The organism is Pseudomonas sp. MEJ108, from assembly GCF_030208985.1.
In the GTDB taxonomy this organism is placed as follows: domain Bacteria; phylum Pseudomonadota; class Gammaproteobacteria; order Pseudomonadales; family Pseudomonadaceae; genus Aquipseudomonas; species Aquipseudomonas fragariae.
In genome coordinates, this window is record NZ_JARVSW010000014.1 from 270,939 (window position 1) to 287,488 (window position 16,550).

Below are 16,550 nucleotides of genomic sequence, written 5' to 3' on the forward strand. Positions count from 1 at the left end.
CTGCGCAACGGCCCTGACCCTGCGCTGCACGCACTTCGTTATCTCCTGGCTGAAGTGGCCCGCCGGTATCAAGGCTTTATCTTGCGTCCAGCCATATGTTGCAGATAGGCCATCAGCATCTGCAAGTCTGCATCCGGCAAAACCGCTTCCGAAAACGCCGGCATCTTCGCCTGCGGCCACTGACGCAAATCCTGAGGGTTGCGAATGTAGAGCTTGAGGAAGTCCATTCCCAGATACTCGGTCGGGTTGTAGGGAATATTCAGATCAGGCCCAAACTGTGCGTCCCCCGCGCCGTTCAAACGATGACAAGCCAGACAGTTTTTCTGAAATAGCGCGAACCCTTGATTGACCGGATCATCAATCTTGAGCGCAGGATCCGGCAACAGAGCAGGGAAGCGCTCGGCAACGGGAGTCATACGCTTGATGCTGGCCACTTCAAATGGCCATTGCTCCGGGCTGATATTTCCAGCCTGAGGGTCCGTCCATACCAGGTAGAAAGGCCCTGCACTGGGCTTGTCAGCGGCCAAAGGGGGCCACGGATGGGCAGGGTCTTCAATCGCCAGCCAGGCCCGTGCGCCTTTATCGTTGAGTAAGGGTGCAGCGGCCAGCTCTGCGGCAAACCCGTCCAGAGCGACTGCCTGCAGGTGGTCGCCGGGCTTGACTCCTGTCAGCAGCGCAGTCAGAGGCACGGCGCGATAGACCATGTCCTTCTTGTAAGCAACATCATTTTTAACGGTAATGACTTGCAGTTGAGGATGGGTAAGCAAATCTTCCGTTTGCCAGGTGCGACTGTTCTGCCCCAACTGCAGGTCCAGTTGAGCCGCGGACACCGGCCCGCTCAGCAACAGAGCTCCGACTAGAATAAGTGCTTTCAAAGGATCTCGCTCCTTATCGTGAACGGCGAGAAGTCTGGCACGACCACACGGACGTGAAAAGCGGGCTTGCTCATTTTGAAGGCTATGCGAAGCCTGAACGGGGCTGCAGGCTCTTTGTTCGCATTCTGCCCGTGGCCATAGCAAGGGTAATTCGCTCGGGTATTACTCCTGCCGTGCGATCGTTATCCGCTGGAACTGGCTTGATAGGCGATTGAAAGCTGGCGCGAGTTGCTGGAGTGGTCTATTAATTTTATGTGTGTCTTAACGAGGGCTCAGCCTTGGTCGGTAGAATTTCTGATTCTGAACTTCATGAAATGCGGATTCGCAAGTTGCAGAACGACATCGCTGATTCAGAGCGCCTCGGGATGCAGGTGAAATTCATGCACCTGTCCGCCCTGACGCCCACCAGTCGGGAGCAGCATATCGAACGACATGGCGAGTTGTTCACGGGGCAGCAGATGCTCGATTGGTGGGCAGAGGGGGATAACCGCGTGCGCTGTCGATGCGCATGCACCCCGGTACTTCTGGACAGGCAGGGCAAGCCAATGACGCCTGACCTGATCGCGAATGCCAAGCAGGCGCTGAAGGCCTTCAAGCTTTCCTGAGCTTTCGTTGATGCTTTACGCAACGGACGAGTGGGGTACCCGTGTACTTTGCTATTGCCGGGGATCGGAACGCGAGGGGTTCCAAAACCTGGCTCAGCCGCTATTTAAAGCGGCTTGCGTTGATATAGCCGTATTGGTTTTGCTGATAAATCGTGTAGGGCAGGAGCAACGTATCTACGATGCCTGATAAGCCCATGTCCAGCAAAACCCACTCAGGCGCATTGGTCTTCTGATAAGCGCTACTCTGTTTGGGCTCGGCGTTCAGTTCACAGAAGTCGAGCATGACCCCGCTGTAAACGCGCGGAATGGAGGAGCAATTTGATTTCCAGTCAGTAAGCTTTTCACCTGCGACGGAATCGGGTCTAAACGTGGTGTTGATTGTTCCGCATCCGGTCAAGGCAAGTGCCAGCAGTAGCATGCCATGGGTTTTCCGATGAAACCTGCCTGACTGTTTTTGCTCTACGAAACTCGGCTTCATAACAACGTTCCCTGTATTTTCAATGCGTTTAGGACGGCAGTTCAGGCGCATGAGGCACATGCTCTGCACTGTCGCGTGAACGGTGCACAGTTCTTCCCTGCAGATGCTCTGGAGACAGACAGCACGATTATTGCTTGGCATGGCTACCCAGCCTGTCAGGCTCAATCGAGGTAAGTCCCATGAGCAAACCCCTTGTCCGGTGGCCGATCGATCCGCGCAGAACGGCGGTCATCGTTGTAGACATGCAAAAGGTATTTTGTGAGCCCAGCGGGGCGTTGTACGTAAAAAGTACTGCGGACATCGTCCAGCCCATCCAGACGCTGCTGCAAGCCGCACGGGCTGCTCGGGTGATGGTGGTTTATCTTCGCCATATCGTGCGCGGCGATGGTTCTGATACCGGGCGCATGCGTGATCTTTATCCGAATGTGGACCAGATACTGGCACGGCATGATCCGGACGTTGAGGTCATCGAAGCGCTCGCGCCTCGGCCCGGTGATGTGATTGTCGACAAGCTGTTTTACAGCGGCTTTCATAACACGGACCTGGACACTGTGCTGCGTGCGCGGGATGTCGACACCATCATCGTCTGCGGTACGGTCACCAATGTGTGTTGTGAAACCACGATCAGAGACGGCGTGCACCGTGAGTACAAAGTCATCGCGCTGAGCGACGCCAATGCTGCGATGGACTACCCGGACGTCGGGTTCGGCGCTGTTTCAGCTGAAGAAGTTCAGCGAATATCCCTGACGACGATTGCCTATGAGTTCGGTGAAGTAACGACGACCGCCGATATCATCCAGCGTATTGCAAGCACCTGAAAAAAGCGGGGCGAATGTGCGCAATCCTGGCCCGTTTTGTCATACCTGTGCATTCAAACCATGCGTTCTGTTTCAGACCGTTTGATCCGGCTTTAACCGTCGAAACAGCTAACTGCTTGTATGAACGATGAATTCTTCCAGTGGCATGCTTTCTGCTCCTGCCTCGCTGACCTTCACCCTTGTCGGTGAGCCTTTCCAGCAGCGTTTCAGCGAGAGGAAACAGCCGTATGACTCTGCACTATGTGCCCATTATCAACCTGGCTCCCTATTTTTCAGAAGACCCGGACGGCAAGGCTGCCGTAGCCAGGGCAGTCAATCAGGCGTGTCGGGATATCGGGTTTCTGGTCATCACCGAGCACCAGATTCCCGGAGAACTTATCGAAAGGGTCTCGTGTTTGACCCGGCAATTTTTTGATTTGCCGCTGGCGGAAAAGCGCAAGGTTGATCGGCCCAGCCCGGAAATGGTGCGTGGTTACAGCGCGGTGGCCGAGGAGAGCCTTTCCTATTCTCTGGAGGAAAGTGCGCCGGGGGATCTCAAGGAGTCTTTCTCCATCGGGCCGAGCGATGTGCCGGATGAAGATTATTATCACAATGCCCAGGCCGGGTCGCACTTCGCACCGAATGTCTGGCCTGCGCAAGACCTGCTGCCCGGATTCAAGGAGGCTTACCAGGCCTATTTCGATGCCATGAGCGAATTGGCTCAATCGTTGATGCGCCTGTTTGCCCTGGCATTGGAACTGGATGAGTGTTTTTTCGATGACAAGATCGACCGGCATATCAGTATGTTCCGCAGCCTGAGTTATCCGGATATCAAGACTGAAGTCGAGGCTGGCCAGTTACGCGCCAGTGCGCATACCGACTACGGCAGTCTGACTATAGTTCGCCCTGATAACGCGCTGGGCGGCTTGCAAGTACGTAATCGTCAGGGCGAGTGGGTCGATGTGCCGTATGTCGAGAATGGTTTTGTGGTCAACATTGGCGACCTGATGATGCAGTGGACCAACGACCAGTGGATTTCCACACTGCATCGAGTGGTCAACCCGCCGATGACCAGCGAGCAGGACAACCGCCGACAGTCTCTGGTGTTCTTCCACCAACCGAACTACGACACGTTGATTCAATGCCTGCCAGGTTGCCTGCAGCCTGGCGCCAAGCCTCGGCATGCGCCGGTTACATCAGGCGATCATTTGCTGTCCAAGTTCGTCAAGCAGACCACTTTTGGCGGCAGCAAGGTGGCCTGACATGAGCACACTTTCATACGTCAACGTGTTCGCGCAGGACATCGTCCGCCTGAGCACCTTCTACTCGAACCTGTTCGGCTTTCGCGAAATCGAGGCCATCAGGTCACCGATCTTTCGCGGACTGGACACCGGCAAGTCCTGTATTGGTTTCAACGCACTGGATGCGTACGAGCTGCTTGGCCTGGAGGCGTTTGCAGGCAGCACGGGGGGCAGGTTCTTGCTCAACATCGACGTGTCCGACCAGGCCGAGGTGGACCGACTGGTGCCGCTGGCGGTGGCGCAGGGCGCAACACTGGTCAAGGAACCGTACTTGACCTATTACAACTGGTATCAGGCCGTGCTGCTGGACCCCGAGCAGAATGTCTTTCGCATTAACGTGATGCGCTGAAAAGTTGCTGTCGAGCATGGAGTGGAGAGGGGGCTGGCGCGGCCAGACAGGCTCCTCTGTTTCAGACATTTATCGAAAAATCTACTGGCTGAACTGCTAGCTATCCCGTCCGTGAAAGCAGGTCTTCAATTGTGCAACAGGCAAGGCATGCCTGATTCAATAATTGAGGATATGGACATGAATGAATCTGCTAGCGCACAACCCAGACACGGTATGGTAACCAGTCCCGAATCCCGTGGTTCTTATGCCATATCCAAAGGGCTGTTGCTGGAGTGGGAGGTGGTCGCTATGGAAGGAGGCAAAAACTTTCCAGACGAGACATTTGGTCTTGCGCACGACTTCCCTGGCGTCGATGAGCCTATTAATCTCGATCCGCCTGCGTCAGCGCCGCCGCTTGCCAACCCGCCACCAGACGGACTCATACTGAGCGGGGGGCAAGATGATCGGCGTAAATGCTTGAACCTGACGGATGTCGGGATCATTGAGGAAATAACGCAAAAAGGTCATGGTGCGGCTGAAAAGTGGCCTCGGTTGAGCGTTGCGGGTGGAGACGAGTTTGAAGTTAGATGGGCGTACCATGCCGTACATGTCACACGCGGCTACCGGTGGTTTATTACCAAAGACGGCTGGGATGAAAGCAAACCCATTACGCGGGAAGCCTTCCAGGGAAAGAACTACGTCAGTGATAACCACTTCAAAGCGGACGGTCAAGACGGATTGATGTGGAGCGATATCTCGCCGTTGAGTCCTTTTGATAAACACCGGGATGAGCTTCAGCCCGCAGAGATTACAAAAGCAACATTACCCAGCGATAAACACGGACATCATGTCATTCTTCTTGCCTGGATCGTCGCCGAAACCGATAAAGCGTTTTATCAGGCGTTTGATGTCGATTTTGATGTGCCCGTGTCTGGAAAATGAGGCGGTAGATGTGAAGGGCAGGGTGCAAGCGTCCAGCGAAGCGTTGCCCATGCTTGTTCTGCATAAGGAATAGATGATCAGAAAGCCCGGCTTCAGCGCCGGGCTTTTTTGTGCAAGCCAGGCCTGAGTATCGCCTACTGACTTGCGTACGTAGCCGATCACTGGCTCAAGAGTTCTTTGCGAACGATGTCTGCCCCCGCACTTAACGCGCGCAGCTTGCCGCTGGCGACATGACGAGGGAGGGGGGCCATTCCGCAGTTGGTGCACGGATAGAGTTTGTCGGCATCGACGAATTGAAGCGCTCTCCTCAGCGTGTTGGCGACTTCCTCAGGCGTTTCAATGGTATGGCTTGCCACATCAATGGCCCCTACCATCACTTTCTTGCCTCGGATGAGTTCCAGCAGATCCATAGGGACGCGCGAGTTGTGACATTCCAATGAGATGATGTCGATGCTGGAATTTTGCAGTCTGGGAAAGGCCTCTTCGTACTGCCGCCATTCCGAACCCAGCGTTTTTTTCCAGTCGGTATTCGCCTTGATGCCGTAGCCATAGCAAATATGCACGGCCGTTTCACATTTAAGCCCTTCAACTGCCCTTTCCAAGGTGGCGACGCCCCAGTCGTTCACCTCATCAAAAAACACGTTGAATGCAGGCTCATCAAACTGAATGATATCAACCCCGGCAGCCTCAAGTTCTTTGGCCTCCTGGTTGAGAATTTTGGCAAACTCCCAAGCCAGTTTTTCACGATTTCTGTAATGAGCATCGTAGAGGGTGTCAATCATCGTCATTGGCCCGGGCAAGGCCCACTTGATAGGCTGCCTGGTTTGCTGGCGTAGAAATTTTGCGTCTTCAACAAAAACCGGCGCTCGGCGAGCGACAGCGCCCACGACCGTTGGCACGCTCGCATCGTAGCGGTCACGAATTCTAACGGTCTCGCGCTGTTCAAAATCGACGCCGTCGAGATGCTCAATAAATGTAGTTACAAAATGCTGGCGCGTTTGTTCACCGTCGCTGACGATATCAATATTGGCCAGTTGTTGTTCTTGCAGCGACAAACGTAACGCATCCTGCTTGCCTTCAACCAGTGCTTCGCCTTGCAATTTCCAAGGTGACCAGAGCGTCTCAGGTTGTGCAAGCCACGAAGGTTTAGGCAAACTGCCAGCGGTAGAGGTAGGCAACAGCTTTTTCATAAAAATAGCCTTGGTTTAGATGATCAAAGGGCGTCGCTAGCGGACCACTGATCCAGAACGGTCTGGTAAGGTTTGATAAAGTGCTCTTCAGCGAACTTTCCTTGCTCGATAGCCAGCTGACTGCGTTCCTCGCGGTCATACACAATGCGGGTCAGTGAGTAATCTTGATTTTGCAAGCTGGGCTGGTAGAGTTTTCCTGCCGTTGAGTTCGCGTTATAGATCTCAGGTCGATAAATTTTCTGAAAAGTGTCCATCGTGCTGATGGTGCTAATAAGCTCCAGAGGGGTGTAGTCACCAAGCAAGTCGTTTGAAAAATAGAAAGCCAAAGGCGCAACGCTGTTCGGGGGCATGAAATAGCGAACCTTTAATCCCATCTTCCTGAAATACTCATCCGTCAACGAGTATTCGTCCTGCTGGTACTCGAACCCTAATACAGGATGCTGATTCCCGGTCCGGTGGTAGGTCCTGGCGCTCGATACACTCAGGCAGATAACAGGTGGCTTGTCGAAATGGGCTTTGTAGCTACTTGAATTGACGAAGCATTTGTAGAGTTTTCCGTGCAAGTCTCCGAAGTTTTCTGGCGTGCTGAGCCCGGACTGACTCTTATTGTGCTGCAGCAATCGCACACTGAAATCATAGTCTCGCACATAAGAGGAAAAATTATTTCCTGCCATTCCATTAATGCGCTTATCGGTTTTTCGATCAATGATCGTGGTTTTTAAAATCTCAATTAATGGAATAGCAGGGTGATTGCCTTCAGTATCGATATGCATTTCCGCAGAGACAATATTCAGCTCCACCGTATAACGATCTCCTTTGGGGTTGTCCCAGTGCACCAACGCATTGAAGCGATTGTCGATCATCGTCAACGTATTACGCACATTCTCCTGGCGACTTTCCCCCCTGGCCAGGTTCGCAAAATTCGTCGTGACTCGTGTCGTGTCTGAGGGTGAATAATTCTCATCAAAACGAGTGAACTTGACAGAAAATGTGAATTCTTTTTTCATCTTGGCTTGGCATCCTTCCTTACGAGGCAACGCCCGAGCAGGCTTCTTGCCCCTTCAGCTTTGACCGGTGTCTGTCTCTTCAATCAGCGACCATTATTCTGTTGAGGGTGAAGAGCTGTAGGGATTTTAGGCCGGTTGCCTACATGAACAAAAACGAATTGATTTCAATAAATCATTAGTCACGCTCATGATTGACCTAAAGGTAGGCAGGTCTCTGGAAGGGGGGCCATCCACGGTAATATCTGGTCGGACACAACGATGATTTTCAGAATCATCAATGACCGGGTCTACGCCATGCACGAGCAGTACCTGGGCAGACTCAAGTACGGCATGGCAATTACAGACAGGGGAGAGCTGATCTTTACGAACATGTAGGGCGGTGTGATTTGTCAGGCCAGCCGAGCGGCATACCGTCTTTCTGCATCAGGTGAGGCGGAAGGTCTTCACGCAGACACATGGGCATGGTTCCTGGCACGCCGCAGAAATGGCAGCCTACAGGACCACCATGGCAAATAGAGTGCAGGACCGGGAAACCGCTATTGCAACGAATGGCTGCGGCGTCGTACTCGACGCAGGGGATTCTTTCAGGCATGACAGGTCTCCGCCTGCCGGTCACCGGCAGGCTGTAAATGTTTTACTGGGAGAGTGGACATGCTTAACGTTTCGAGCTGGATTTTGTATTTCTACCGCTCGTCAGAGCCCGAGCACGATCAAGGAGATGGCTAGTCGATTGATAGCCAATAATTAAAATGGATCTTTATGAACACCAATTATTTCGATACAACCAATGCACATGATTTAGTGGGCGAGCTCGACAAGGCCACTGAAATAATGATGGCCCTGCATGTGGGGCAGGTGGGTGGTGAGCAGTGGAGGGATGCATGCTCGCGTCAGCAAAGCGCCTTTCGGGAATGGCGTCAATATCTCTACCGGAAAGCTGATGAGAAACCGCCAGCGCGGTTGCTTAGCATAGGCTGACGTCGTTGACGCAGGCTTGTTCTAATGCTTGGCAGCCTGTCATCGCGTCACCGGCTTGAACTCAACTACCCAGACCCATGGGTTGGCGTTCCATGAATCGGCACTGTTGATGGACGACCAAAGGCAATCGAAGAGCTGCGCAGCGGTCAGCGTCTCATCGAGGTCTGGTGCTGAACGCAGGAAGTTGACGCCCTCTGCCTGCCCTTCGCTGATGTCCTGCAGACGCTCAACCCGCACATCATTGATCTCCAGCAGTATGCGGCTGACCCAGCGCGGCATGTGAATGGATGGCCGAGTTTTCCCTGGCGTGATCATCGAGCATCCGTTTTGCCTCGAGGCTCCATCCGCCGGGTACTGAATCGTTTCACCATGGCTCAGCTCTCGCGGCGCGATCGCATTCACCTGAGCGTCAGCCTGCCAAGCCTCTCGTACCATTGGGAGGAGGCTAATTCTCGGCATCAGAAGGCCTATCTAGCTTGGCACGGGTTCATCAGTCCAGTTCGCTGCGATCTCAAATCGGATGATGTCATACCCCCACCTCATTTAATTCAAGGTTGTAATATTTCTCTGTTGACGCGTTTAAGGTTTTTGAAGCCTAGTGCGTTTAGCTTATAGAAGTGTAAGGGCGCACACTGTTCTCTGAGTTAGGTTCCAGCTACTTAGGCCGGAACCTATTTTTGACTTATTAGCAGAGACGCATGGATAGCGACTATGCACATGGATAGACTATCATCAGGTGCGTATAACATGTGCGCACTCTGATCAGTTATTATTCAGAGTTTAAACTTATTAACCAGCAATCCAAATGAGGCAGCCAGTCGGGAGAGCTCGGCACTTGAAGCATTGGTCTGGTGTGCGCCAGTTGCGGTCTGAGTAGAGATATCTTGAATGTTGACCAAGTTTCGATCCACCTCACGAGCTACGTGAGCTTGCTCTTCGGCAGCACTTGCGATTACGAGATTTTTCTCGTTAATCGTTGAAACACCTTCGGTTATTCTGTCTAGCGCGTGGCCTGCCTCAATCGCTTGGTCACGGGTTTCTCCTGCAAGGCTCCTACTGTTATTCATGGCGATCACTGCTTCATCCGCACCGGCACGGATCTGGCTCATCATAGACTCGATGTCTGTAGTTGATGCTTGCGTTCGATGCGCAAGGGCACGTACTTCATCGGCGACTACGGCAAAGCCGCGACCCTGCTCGCCAGCCCTGGCAGCCTCGATTGCGGCATTCAAGGCCAAGAGGTTGGTTTGCTGGGCGATTGACTGAATGACCGCGAGAACTCCGGTTATCTCGTTGACTCTCGTCGCGAGTACCGTGACTTTTTCAGTCGATTGAGAAATCTGCTCTGCCATTGTATTAACCGATCCAACTGCGTTTTTTACTTGGTCACGTCCTTGAATAGCACTACGGCTGGTTTCTTCAGAGGACTCAGAGGCTCCAGACGCGTTACGAGCTACCTCTTCTACCGCGGCTGTCATCTCATTAACCGCCGTAGCGGCTTGCTGAATTTCATCGTTCTGACGTATCAGTGCTTTGGCGCTTTCCTCCGTAACTGCGTTCAGCTCTTCGGACGCAGATGCTAGTTGATCAGCCGCATTAGCGATCTCCTGAATAGTATCTCTTAGGTTAATTTGCATTATGCCCAGTGCTGATTGCAGTGTGCTAATCTCGTCGTTCCCACTTACATCAATTTTTTGAGAAAGGTCGCCGTCGGCCACTTGTTTTGCGGTCCGCAGTGCCCCAAGAAGCGGCCGAGTGATCGAGCGTGTTACCAATAAACCCAGAATAATCGCGGCAATGAATGCGATCACAACACCTACGGCTAATGACCAATAGGCGGTGTTTGAGGTTTTCACGGCTTCTACTGCGGCTTCGTCGCTCTGGCGCTTATTAGAAGCTACTATTATCTTTAGGTCATCGTTTGCTTTTTTGTATTCAGGATCCACTTCTTGCTCGAATAGCCTGGTCGCACTTTCAAGGTCACCTTTCGCCGCTAATTCGATTACTTTAGAGGATGCGTTTATATAAGCTGGCCACGATTTTTCAAACTGGTCACCTGCAATGCGTTCATCGTCTTGCAAAGGAGTTTGCCGATATATTTTGAAAAGTTGCTCCACCTCTTGCTGGTTGTCTGCTAAGGACCTTATAACATCTTCATATTTGGCTTGATCTGCTTTCGCGAATTTGAACAGCAATGCGCGGTGTAAGTCACGGTAATGTGCTATAGCATTTGAACGGGCGTTACTCGTGCTGTATACAGATATAAGGTTGTTGTTTACGATTCCATCTACGCTGTTTTTGAGGCCGGTAATTCCCGTATATCCGATAAAACCGACACCTAGTGTGACAACTGCGCATACTACAAACGCAGAAATTAGCCGTGTTGATAACATAGTGCCGCGTAAGAGATTCATCGTAGTGTAGCCTTCCTTGTTTTCCCTATCCGAACCAGAAGGGTGATGCATCTGTATCGGCCTCCTACTGCCGTTCCCGCAGTAGGGGGCGACAAGCGGCGTAATTTTATAAAAGCCGGGCGCCGGATGTTCACTGCTGCTCTCTTTACAGCACTGTCAAGCCACGCACCTGATCAGCACCGCTGGCCAGCAAGCCATTGCGTGGCGCGCGAGTAGCTCGGCGAGCAGTCGCCAGAAGAGATTGATCATGCTGCCACCTGATGTTGAGTTGATGTGCGCTACGGGTCGTTCGCTCGAGCGAGCGCTGCCATAGGCGGCGGGCTCACGCTGTTGCCGCACATGTGAACCTGTTGGGTCTTGGTGAATGGCTTACCGTCGGCGCCGTGTGTTATGACGTAGTCGGCGGGGAAGCCCTGAGCCTTGTAAAGCTCGGACGGGTTGAGCATCCGCAGGCAGATGTCGACGATCACGTAGGGCGTGCCCTTGACCATGACGGTGACTAGCGCCAAGCGATCCTTGGTGGTGATGGTTGGTGCTGGCTCACCCGCACCGCTCACGTTCTCGGTGCCGTAATAGCTGATCAGGAATGCGGCGACGCGCAGTGCACCTTCCTCATGCTCTGGGGAGAGCCTGAGCGATAAGACAGAGCTCACCCGCCGTCACGGCAGGCGCTGGCTCATCCAGAGGCTGACCGACACTGGCACCGAACTGCCTTTCCATGAACGCGCTGACCAGTCCGTGGTGCTGGCCGCCTGCGCTGATCGTGTGCAGAGGTTCGGCGGTGTCCCGCGCGTCACAGTTGCCGTGAAGGTGCACCAGGCTTGCGGCCACCAGTTGCTGCTGGTTTCCGGTGTAGGTGACCGTCGTCATTGGCTCGTCGACGCCCTTGGCGTGCGTCGTGTTGAAGCCACCGTTCATCTGAGCCATGAACACCGTAGACACTCCCATCGCGTGGGCTGCACCTGCAGGCCGCTGGTAGTTGCCGCCGCTGGTAATAGTTGGCAGAGGCTCATCAAGCGCTTTGCCCGCATCATCAAACCGAAACTTCACCAAGTGCGCCCAAGCGATTGACTGACCGCCACCGCTCGCTGTAACCGTGCCGACCGGTCCAAGAATGTCGTTCACGCCATGGGAGCGGCGTTTCGTTGCGCCGGTTCCTTCGCCGTGACCTGCCTGGACGATGCATGCTGACGCCAGTGCCCGGTGGTTCTGAGTCATCAACGTGCCCACCGGCTGATCTGCTGCTACTGGCTTGCCTGCATAAACTGGCCCGCCAGCACCCACCAGAATCGAACTTGTAAGCGCGTGTTTAACGCCATCGGCAACGACCGTACCTAATGGCTGATCGATCCCCGGCACGCGAGGCTGTTGGCCTTCGCCCTCTCCGTAGCCAGACTGGATCAGGGTAGGGCTGATAAGCGTCAGTTCGCCGCGGTTCGCGCACGTCACCGTTGGCAGTGGCTCAAGTGGATCGTTGATGCGATCGCTGCCTTGGTGGGTCGCTGGCGCAATGACTGGGCTGACGACCGAGAAAGCGCCGCATTTTGGATATGACGTCACCGTGCGCAGCGGTTCGAAGGCCGATTGCACCGTCTCGCCTGACCAGTTTGCAATCGGGACGATGAACGGGTTCGGGTTGTCGATGACGAACTTCTTCATGCCCTTGGCGCACCGGCGCAATGTGGCTGGCGCCAGGTCTTTCTTGCGGCCAAATATGCTTTTGCCCAGGTCGGTGAAGTCGATGCACTCGGCGGCTGTCCTCCAAGGCTTCTGGCCTTTGGCGGGACGCTTGGCGTGGGTCGGCTCTGGCCACACGATCGGCTGTACGTCGCAGCGGGCAATCATGAACAGGCGTTCCCGGCTGGTTGGCGCGCCGAAGTCGCACGCTCGGATCACACGCCACTCGACGGCATAGCCCAGGCGCTCCAGCTCGGCCACGAACACCGCCCACGTCTGGCCGCGCCGGGCAAAGTCTGGCACCAGAAACTGCTGATCGACCGGCACAACCTCACCAGGTGCAGCAATGCCGCCGCCCAGCTTCACGACCCGCCCGTTCGACTTGCAACGCTTTGCCACCAGCGGCCCCCATTGCAGGATTTGCTTTACGTTCTCTAGGCTGATCACGCGAGGCCGCTTTTTGCCTGCCCACTTCAAGCCGATCCAAGACAGGTTGCGGATCTCGCGCTTGCGCGGCTGCCCGCCAGCGGCCTGGCTGTGATGGGTGCAATCCGGGCTCATGTGGAACCAGCCCACGGCCTTGCCGCCGCATTCCGTATCCGGATCGCCGTCGAATACATCAGTCGTGAAGTGCTTCGCACCCGGGTGATTCACGGTGTGCATGCTGATCGCTGCCGGGCTGTGATTCTTGGCCACGCTGACGGTGCGCCCAAGGCCCATTTCCAGCCCGGTACCGGCGCCGCCGCAGAAGAAGTCCACAACGATCTCATCGTCTTGCGGATTGAAGCCAAGGCCATATTGGGTTTTGAAATCGAAGGGGTGTTTCTTCTGGTGAGCGGACATAGTTCATCCTCGCCGGGGTGGCGTGAGTCGTTGAAGTGGGGTATTGGTGTTCACCCCGGCAGATCGCCGGAGCAAGGAGATAGAAACGATGGGAATTGGTAACTGCTGCTCAGCTGCAATGACTGAAGTTGAAGACACAGGAAGTTCGGACAAATTTCTGAACTACGGAACAGATGAAAAAGGATCAAACCTTGTCACCAGCTATGAGTGCAAAGAGTGCGGCGATAAATGGTCGCTTGAGGTGCAGACACAAGCGCCTGACCGGAAGAATTGGTTCCCTGCTGATCAGTCGTGCTTGAATTAGATAGCCATCTCGCTCTGCTTTTCTCGCTGCCAGATAGGCGAACTGTTGTGTGCTTCAATCCGGTCGCCGATAACGCAGGCGCGCTGCCCTGCTGTAGGTGGTGCGTACATACCGAATCGGCTGATGCTGCCGCCGTTGACAGCAGCGTTTGTCGAGTCGGCTGAGGTGAACGGAAGGTGCTGGAAGATGGCGGGGTCCAGCATCCTCAGCCGTGGAGTCGACACATGGGGCGGCCTTGCTCGTCGCAGATCGCGTCCATCGCGGCAGCCATCCGCTTCCACAATGCAGATGTGCTTGGTGACTCCCATTGGCCGGAACTGCCAAAGGCCACCGTTGGCCATTCGCTGGCAAGCCGATGCAGGCGCTCGATCGACTCATGCAGATGCCAAACCGGTACGCCGCGCAAACCGCTGGGCCACGCCGCCAGTAGCACGTCGTTTGCCTTCTCATCGCCGTCGATAACGTCGGGGATCAATGCCCAGTCGAAACCCGGGTGCCGGTGCCAGTCCTCCACCCAGCGGGTGTAACCCTCCACGTCAAGCGTGCCGCGCTTGTTCCAGATCTAGAACGCGCCATTGTCGAACACGAACGACTGACAAACCTCGGCGACGATGCCCATGTCATCCTGGCGAGGGAAGGGCACCAGCGCGTGCCGACCGGCAAGGAATCTGGCGCCGTCCTGGCGGGTGCCGTCGACTGGGGTGCCGTGGTAGTGGATCATCTGCTTAGCCTCACTGTTTCAATCTCGACGCCTTGGTGCGTGACGATCATCGTCTGGTCACCGCCGAAGCGCTCCGACAAATCGTCAGCAATGCGTTCGTGATACCCAGACTTGATGAGCGCCGTCGCTGTCTTGAGGTGCGTGCGTATCTCCAGCTTGTAGATGATCGTGTCACCGTCCGAGGGGCAGACGGCCGTGAACGTGTGCCGGTAGGTTTTCATGGTTCATCCTCGCCGGTGTGGCGTGCTTGGAAAAATGTGAATTGACAAATCATGCCGACATGAGATGTTGGTTCTTCAATCAATCGGCGTGAGGTCTTGGCAATGTGACAGGCGAAGCGGGAAATGGAACGGGAAGAGGAAAAGCACGGGATCGCACTATCTATCCTACTTAAAGCCAACGCTTTGAAAGAGTGTCGGGCCCACCCCGGAACGTATCTAGATCAAGAAACAGGGCTCAACGAGGCTTTCAAACACGTGGCGTTTCACTATAAGCGCGGCGAGTATCAGATATTTGATGATCAGAAGGATGCAACCGATTCCATCACCAGCGCTTTTGAGAGTTTTGCCGCTCAAGAGTGCTATAGCTGCGAAAAGCATCGTAATGATTGATTCCGTTGCCTTTTCGGCAGCCGCCCGCCTGCCGAGGCGTTCAGCGCAATAGGTGAGGGTGGGCAGTCAAAAACCTTCGTCGTACTCTCGTCGGGTTCTGCGAGGGGCCGCTTTAAGTGCGGCTCTGTACTGGTCTTCGCTTCCTTCTTGTCCAAGCACCACTCACCGGCTATTTCAGCTGGTTCGCAAAGCAGCAAGTAGTCGGCGCTATGAAAGCGGTTTATGTTGGGCCTGTAGCGAACCATGCGATATTCGTGCTTTTGATACCGAGGCATCTTGATGCCCAAGAAGTGGGCAAAGCTGTCGTAGCACTCGCTCTCATTCAGGTAGGCGTCAAAATTCGTGCGCTTAGGTGCAGGTGGCATTTGGGCAGTGGCGAATCGTTCGCCTTCTTCGGTCGCGAAATAGAGAATTTCGTTCTGATCGCAAAACGCTGGTGGCTTTCGACTTCCCATCAGCCCCAGGGTCACCAGAGCCTCCAAATCCGTCATGTCGTCGTGGCCTGGGCCGGCAAGGAAACGGTTTCGATATACGGTTCGGCTGTCGCGACAATCAGGTCGTAGGCCTAGCGCGTGCCAGAGCAGGCCTACCTGCGCCTCGGCAATGGTGTTTCTCCATGCATGCGCCGCCCTCCGTGTCTAGTGGTGGCAATTTGGGTTGGAATGGGGTATTACGGGCGCTGCGTTAAGTTAAATGGATTATTAGTTTTGGCCATGGGCATTCTGCTAGGCCTTTTCAGAGGGAAATTTAGTCATGACGACTACCGTGTACGACGCGATCGATACTTTCATCACAGCTGGTAAGGTCAGCGCACCTGATGCGCAAAATCTCTTATCGCTTTACTCGAGCAAGGTACAGGCGCAGCTCATCTGTGCAATGTACGTTGGGCGAGATCACATTCACGACACTGAATTGAAAGAGCCAGGAGAGAACTACATCGGTTACACCGACCACATATCTGCGGAAGACTACTCTCAAATCATTTATGAGAAAAATGTAAATGTTCGCACATATCTTGAGAAAATCATGGAATGCGCTCGCAACTCCGGCTTTGATCTGACTAGGCTGTAAGCGTTACGCTTCAAGTACGATCTGAAAGAAGACCTAATCGCCCGAATCCTGCTGAATCATCAGCATGCTCTTGCGGTGAAACTCCAACGCCACGAATTTCGACACTATGATTTCGTGGCGTGGAACTTCATGCACCAGGCTGAGAAACTGCCCAGTGCCAACTGAGCATCATTGCCCACCTTCGCCTCAAGCACTGACTTGAACTCTTGCGCGATCTCTTCGCGCTACCCGTCCTCATCAGTACAGCGAGTCGTCAACGCTGTCGGGCTGGCGTGAGTCGTTAAAGTGGGGTATTGGTGGCTGCCCGACATGAGGTCGGTATTGGAACCGTGGATCTAAAGGACGCTTTGAATTTCGTATCACTGGGCACCGGACTATTTTCCGCTTTCTGTTGGGTTTGCGCTGCCT

The 16,550-nt window shown here is 54.3% G+C and carries 20 protein-coding genes and 2 pseudogenes; 9 read left to right on the forward strand and 13 right to left on the reverse strand.

Annotated features, from left to right (window positions below; genetic code table 11):
* Positions 1 to 68 precede the first annotated feature (68 nt).
* A complete protein-coding gene (locus QRN50_RS08880; RefSeq protein ID WP_011268042.1) occupies positions 69 to 875 on the reverse strand; it encodes a c-type cytochrome in 807 nt (268 codons plus the stop codon).
* Between the two features lie 314 nt (positions 876 to 1,189).
* Between QRN50_RS08880 and QRN50_RS08885 the strand changes: the two genes are divergently transcribed.
* Positions 1,190 to 1,480 (forward strand): hypothetical protein, encoded by a 291-nt coding sequence (locus QRN50_RS08885; RefSeq protein WP_003400922.1) that lies wholly within the window; start codon positions 1,190 to 1,192, stop codon positions 1,478 to 1,480.
* Between the two features lie 100 nt (positions 1,481 to 1,580).
* Here the strand turns inward: QRN50_RS08885 and QRN50_RS08890 are convergent, their stop codons facing one another.
* Complete coding sequence (locus QRN50_RS08890) at positions 1,581 to 1,958, reverse strand: YceK/YidQ family lipoprotein (RefSeq protein ID WP_024651076.1); 378 nt, start codon at positions 1,956 to 1,958, stop codon at positions 1,581 to 1,583.
* 179 nt (positions 1,959 to 2,137) lie between these two features.
* On the opposite strand from QRN50_RS08890, the gene QRN50_RS08895 reads away from it, so the two are divergent.
* The 4 genes from QRN50_RS08895 to QRN50_RS08910 all read left to right on the forward strand — a co-directional run bounded on the left by QRN50_RS08895 (position 2,138) and on the right by QRN50_RS08910 (position 5,326).
* Positions 2,138 to 2,776, forward strand: a complete 639-nt coding sequence (locus QRN50_RS08895) for a cysteine hydrolase family protein (protein ID WP_096126485.1) — start codon at positions 2,138 to 2,140, stop codon at positions 2,774 to 2,776.
* Between the two features lie 227 nt (positions 2,777 to 3,003).
* A complete protein-coding gene (locus QRN50_RS08900; RefSeq protein WP_003400928.1) occupies positions 3,004 to 4,017 on the forward strand; it encodes an isopenicillin N synthase family dioxygenase in 1,014 nt (337 codons plus the stop codon).
* Between the two features lies 1 nt (position 4,018).
* Positions 4,019 to 4,405 carry a VOC family protein gene (locus QRN50_RS08905; RefSeq protein WP_024638614.1) on the forward strand — a complete coding sequence of 129 codons (387 nt, stop codon included), beginning with the start codon at positions 4,019 to 4,021 and terminating at the stop codon, positions 4,403 to 4,405.
* A gap of 147 nt (positions 4,406 to 4,552) precedes the next feature.
* Positions 4,553 to 5,326: a lytic polysaccharide monooxygenase auxiliary activity family 9 protein gene (locus QRN50_RS08910; RefSeq protein ID WP_003400932.1), complete on the forward strand. Its 774-nt coding sequence runs from the start codon at positions 4,553 to 4,555 to the stop codon at positions 5,324 to 5,326.
* 158 nt (positions 5,327 to 5,484) lie between these two features.
* Here the strand turns inward: QRN50_RS08910 and QRN50_RS08915 are convergent, their stop codons facing one another.
* Both QRN50_RS08915 and QRN50_RS08920 read right to left on the reverse strand, forming a co-directional pair.
* Positions 5,485 to 6,516, reverse strand: a complete 1,032-nt coding sequence (locus tag QRN50_RS08915) for a methionine synthase (RefSeq protein ID WP_003400934.1) — start codon at positions 6,514 to 6,516, stop codon at positions 5,485 to 5,487.
* Between the two features lie 23 nt (positions 6,517 to 6,539).
* Entirely contained in the window at positions 6,540 to 7,523 is a 984-nt protein-coding gene (locus QRN50_RS08920; RefSeq protein WP_032657711.1) for a DUF1852 domain-containing protein, read from the reverse strand.
* Between the two features lie 759 nt (positions 7,524 to 8,282).
* Between QRN50_RS08920 and QRN50_RS08925 the strand changes: the two genes are divergently transcribed.
* On the forward strand, positions 8,283 to 8,501 hold the full coding sequence (locus QRN50_RS08925) for a hypothetical protein (protein WP_024638618.1): 219 nt from the start codon (positions 8,283 to 8,285) through the stop codon (positions 8,499 to 8,501).
* 39 nt (positions 8,502 to 8,540) lie between these two features.
* Here the strand turns inward: QRN50_RS08925 and QRN50_RS08930 are convergent.
* The 5 genes and pseudogenes from QRN50_RS08930 to QRN50_RS08945 form a co-directional block, all read right to left on the reverse strand.
* Positions 8,541 to 8,933 (reverse strand): annotated as a pseudogene (locus QRN50_RS08930) (hypothetical protein); the annotation flags it as partial.
* Positions 8,934 to 9,274: 341 nt separating this feature from the next.
* A complete protein-coding gene (locus QRN50_RS25835; RefSeq protein ID WP_331851766.1) occupies positions 9,275 to 10,138 on the reverse strand; it encodes a methyl-accepting chemotaxis protein in 864 nt (287 codons plus the stop codon).
* Positions 10,130 to 10,966: pseudogene (locus QRN50_RS25840) on the reverse strand (MCP four helix bundle domain-containing protein); the annotation flags it as partial. The pseudogene QRN50_RS25840 and the gene QRN50_RS25835, both read right to left, overlap by 9 nt.
* A 227-nt stretch (positions 10,967 to 11,193) precedes the next feature.
* The gene (locus QRN50_RS08940) at positions 11,194 to 11,568 is read right to left on the reverse strand and encodes a DNA cytosine methyltransferase (RefSeq protein ID WP_239986797.1); all 375 of its coding nucleotides are present in this window, start codon (positions 11,566 to 11,568) and stop codon (positions 11,194 to 11,196) included.
* Positions 11,528 to 13,435, reverse strand: a complete 1,908-nt coding sequence (locus tag QRN50_RS08945) for a DNA cytosine methyltransferase (protein ID WP_239986796.1) — start codon at positions 13,433 to 13,435, stop codon at positions 11,528 to 11,530. Before QRN50_RS08945 ends, QRN50_RS08940 begins: the two co-directional genes overlap by 41 nt.
* Positions 13,436 to 13,523: 88 nt before the next feature.
* On the opposite strand from QRN50_RS08945, the gene QRN50_RS08950 reads away from it, so the two are divergent.
* Positions 13,524 to 13,739 (forward strand): hypothetical protein, encoded by a 216-nt coding sequence (locus tag QRN50_RS08950; protein ID WP_143520168.1) that lies wholly within the window; start codon positions 13,524 to 13,526, stop codon positions 13,737 to 13,739.
* Between the two features lie 205 nt (positions 13,740 to 13,944).
* On the opposite strand, the gene QRN50_RS08955 is transcribed toward QRN50_RS08950, so the two are convergent.
* The 3 genes from QRN50_RS08955 to QRN50_RS08965 are packed head-to-tail and all read right to left on the reverse strand — an operon-like array spanning position 13,945 to position 14,681.
* Entirely contained in the window at positions 13,945 to 14,274 is a 330-nt protein-coding gene (locus QRN50_RS08955) for a hypothetical protein (protein WP_235592043.1), read from the reverse strand.
* 27 nt (positions 14,275 to 14,301) lie between these two features.
* Positions 14,302 to 14,460, reverse strand: a complete 159-nt coding sequence (locus QRN50_RS08960) for a hypothetical protein (protein ID WP_235592044.1) — start codon at positions 14,458 to 14,460, stop codon at positions 14,302 to 14,304.
* Positions 14,457 to 14,681, reverse strand: coding sequence for a hypothetical protein (locus tag QRN50_RS08965; RefSeq protein WP_058398287.1), 225 nt, complete (start codon positions 14,679 to 14,681; stop codon positions 14,457 to 14,459). The genes QRN50_RS08960 and QRN50_RS08965 overlap by 4 nt, the downstream gene beginning before the upstream one ends.
* A gap of 123 nt (positions 14,682 to 14,804) precedes the next feature.
* On the opposite strand from QRN50_RS08965, the gene QRN50_RS08970 reads away from it, so the two are divergent.
* Entirely contained in the window at positions 14,805 to 15,071 is a 267-nt protein-coding gene (locus QRN50_RS08970) for an Ea8.5 family phage-derived protein (protein ID WP_096126911.1), read from the forward strand.
* On the opposite strand, the gene QRN50_RS08975 is transcribed toward QRN50_RS08970, so the two are convergent.
* Positions 15,041 to 15,562: a hypothetical protein gene (locus QRN50_RS08975; RefSeq protein WP_192873883.1), complete on the reverse strand. Its 522-nt coding sequence runs from the start codon at positions 15,560 to 15,562 to the stop codon at positions 15,041 to 15,043. The genes QRN50_RS08970 and QRN50_RS08975 overlap by 31 nt on opposite strands.
* Positions 15,563 to 15,824: 262 nt before the next feature.
* Here QRN50_RS08975 and QRN50_RS08980 point away from each other — a divergent pair, with 262 nt between their 5' ends.
* Positions 15,825 to 16,142 (forward strand): hypothetical protein, encoded by a 318-nt coding sequence (locus tag QRN50_RS08980; RefSeq protein WP_058398290.1) that lies wholly within the window; start codon positions 15,825 to 15,827, stop codon positions 16,140 to 16,142.
* The last annotated feature ends 408 nt before the right edge of the window (positions 16,143 to 16,550 follow it).

Excerpts from the sequence above, each read along its gene's own strand:
- QRN50_RS08890 (WP_024651076.1), bottom strand. The coding sequence starts at position 1,958 with ATGAAGCCGAGTTTCGTAGAGCAAAAACAGTCAGGCAGGTTTCATCGG.
- QRN50_RS08945 (WP_239986796.1), bottom strand. The coding sequence starts at position 13,435 with ATGTCCGCTCACCAGAAGAAACACCCCTTCGATTTCAAAACCCAATAT.
- QRN50_RS08920 (WP_032657711.1), bottom strand. The coding sequence starts at position 7,523 with ATGAAAAAAGAATTCACATTTTCTGTCAAGTTCACTCGTTTTGATGAG.
- QRN50_RS08925 (WP_024638618.1), top strand. The coding sequence starts at position 8,283 with ATGAACACCAATTATTTCGATACAACCAATGCACATGATTTAGTGGGC.
- QRN50_RS08980 (WP_058398290.1), top strand. The coding sequence starts at position 15,825 with ATGACGACTACCGTGTACGACGCGATCGATACTTTCATCACAGCTGGT.
- QRN50_RS08905 (WP_024638614.1), top strand. The coding sequence starts at position 4,019 with ATGAGCACACTTTCATACGTCAACGTGTTCGCGCAGGACATCGTCCGC.
- QRN50_RS08885 (WP_003400922.1), top strand. The coding sequence starts at position 1,190 with ATGCGGATTCGCAAGTTGCAGAACGACATCGCTGATTCAGAGCGCCTC.
- QRN50_RS08950 (WP_143520168.1), top strand. The coding sequence starts at position 13,524 with ATGGGAATTGGTAACTGCTGCTCAGCTGCAATGACTGAAGTTGAAGAC.
- QRN50_RS08960 (WP_235592044.1), bottom strand. The coding sequence starts at position 14,460 with ATGATCCACTACCACGGCACCCCAGTCGACGGCACCCGCCAGGACGGC.
- QRN50_RS08970 (WP_096126911.1), top strand. The coding sequence starts at position 14,805 with ATGGAACGGGAAGAGGAAAAGCACGGGATCGCACTATCTATCCTACTT.
- QRN50_RS08910 (WP_003400932.1), top strand. The coding sequence starts at position 4,553 with ATGCCTGATTCAATAATTGAGGATATGGACATGAATGAATCTGCTAGC.
- QRN50_RS08975 (WP_192873883.1), bottom strand. The coding sequence starts at position 15,562 with ATGACGGATTTGGAGGCTCTGGTGACCCTGGGGCTGATGGGAAGTCGA.
- QRN50_RS08900 (WP_003400928.1), top strand. The coding sequence starts at position 3,004 with ATGACTCTGCACTATGTGCCCATTATCAACCTGGCTCCCTATTTTTCA.
- QRN50_RS08895 (WP_096126485.1), top strand. The coding sequence starts at position 2,138 with ATGAGCAAACCCCTTGTCCGGTGGCCGATCGATCCGCGCAGAACGGCG.
- QRN50_RS08915 (WP_003400934.1), bottom strand. The coding sequence starts at position 6,516 with ATGAAAAAGCTGTTGCCTACCTCTACCGCTGGCAGTTTGCCTAAACCT.
- QRN50_RS25835 (WP_331851766.1), bottom strand. The coding sequence starts at position 10,138 with ATGCAAATTAACCTAAGAGATACTATTCAGGAGATCGCTAATGCGGCT.
- QRN50_RS08965 (WP_058398287.1), bottom strand. The coding sequence starts at position 14,681 with ATGAAAACCTACCGGCACACGTTCACGGCCGTCTGCCCCTCGGACGGT.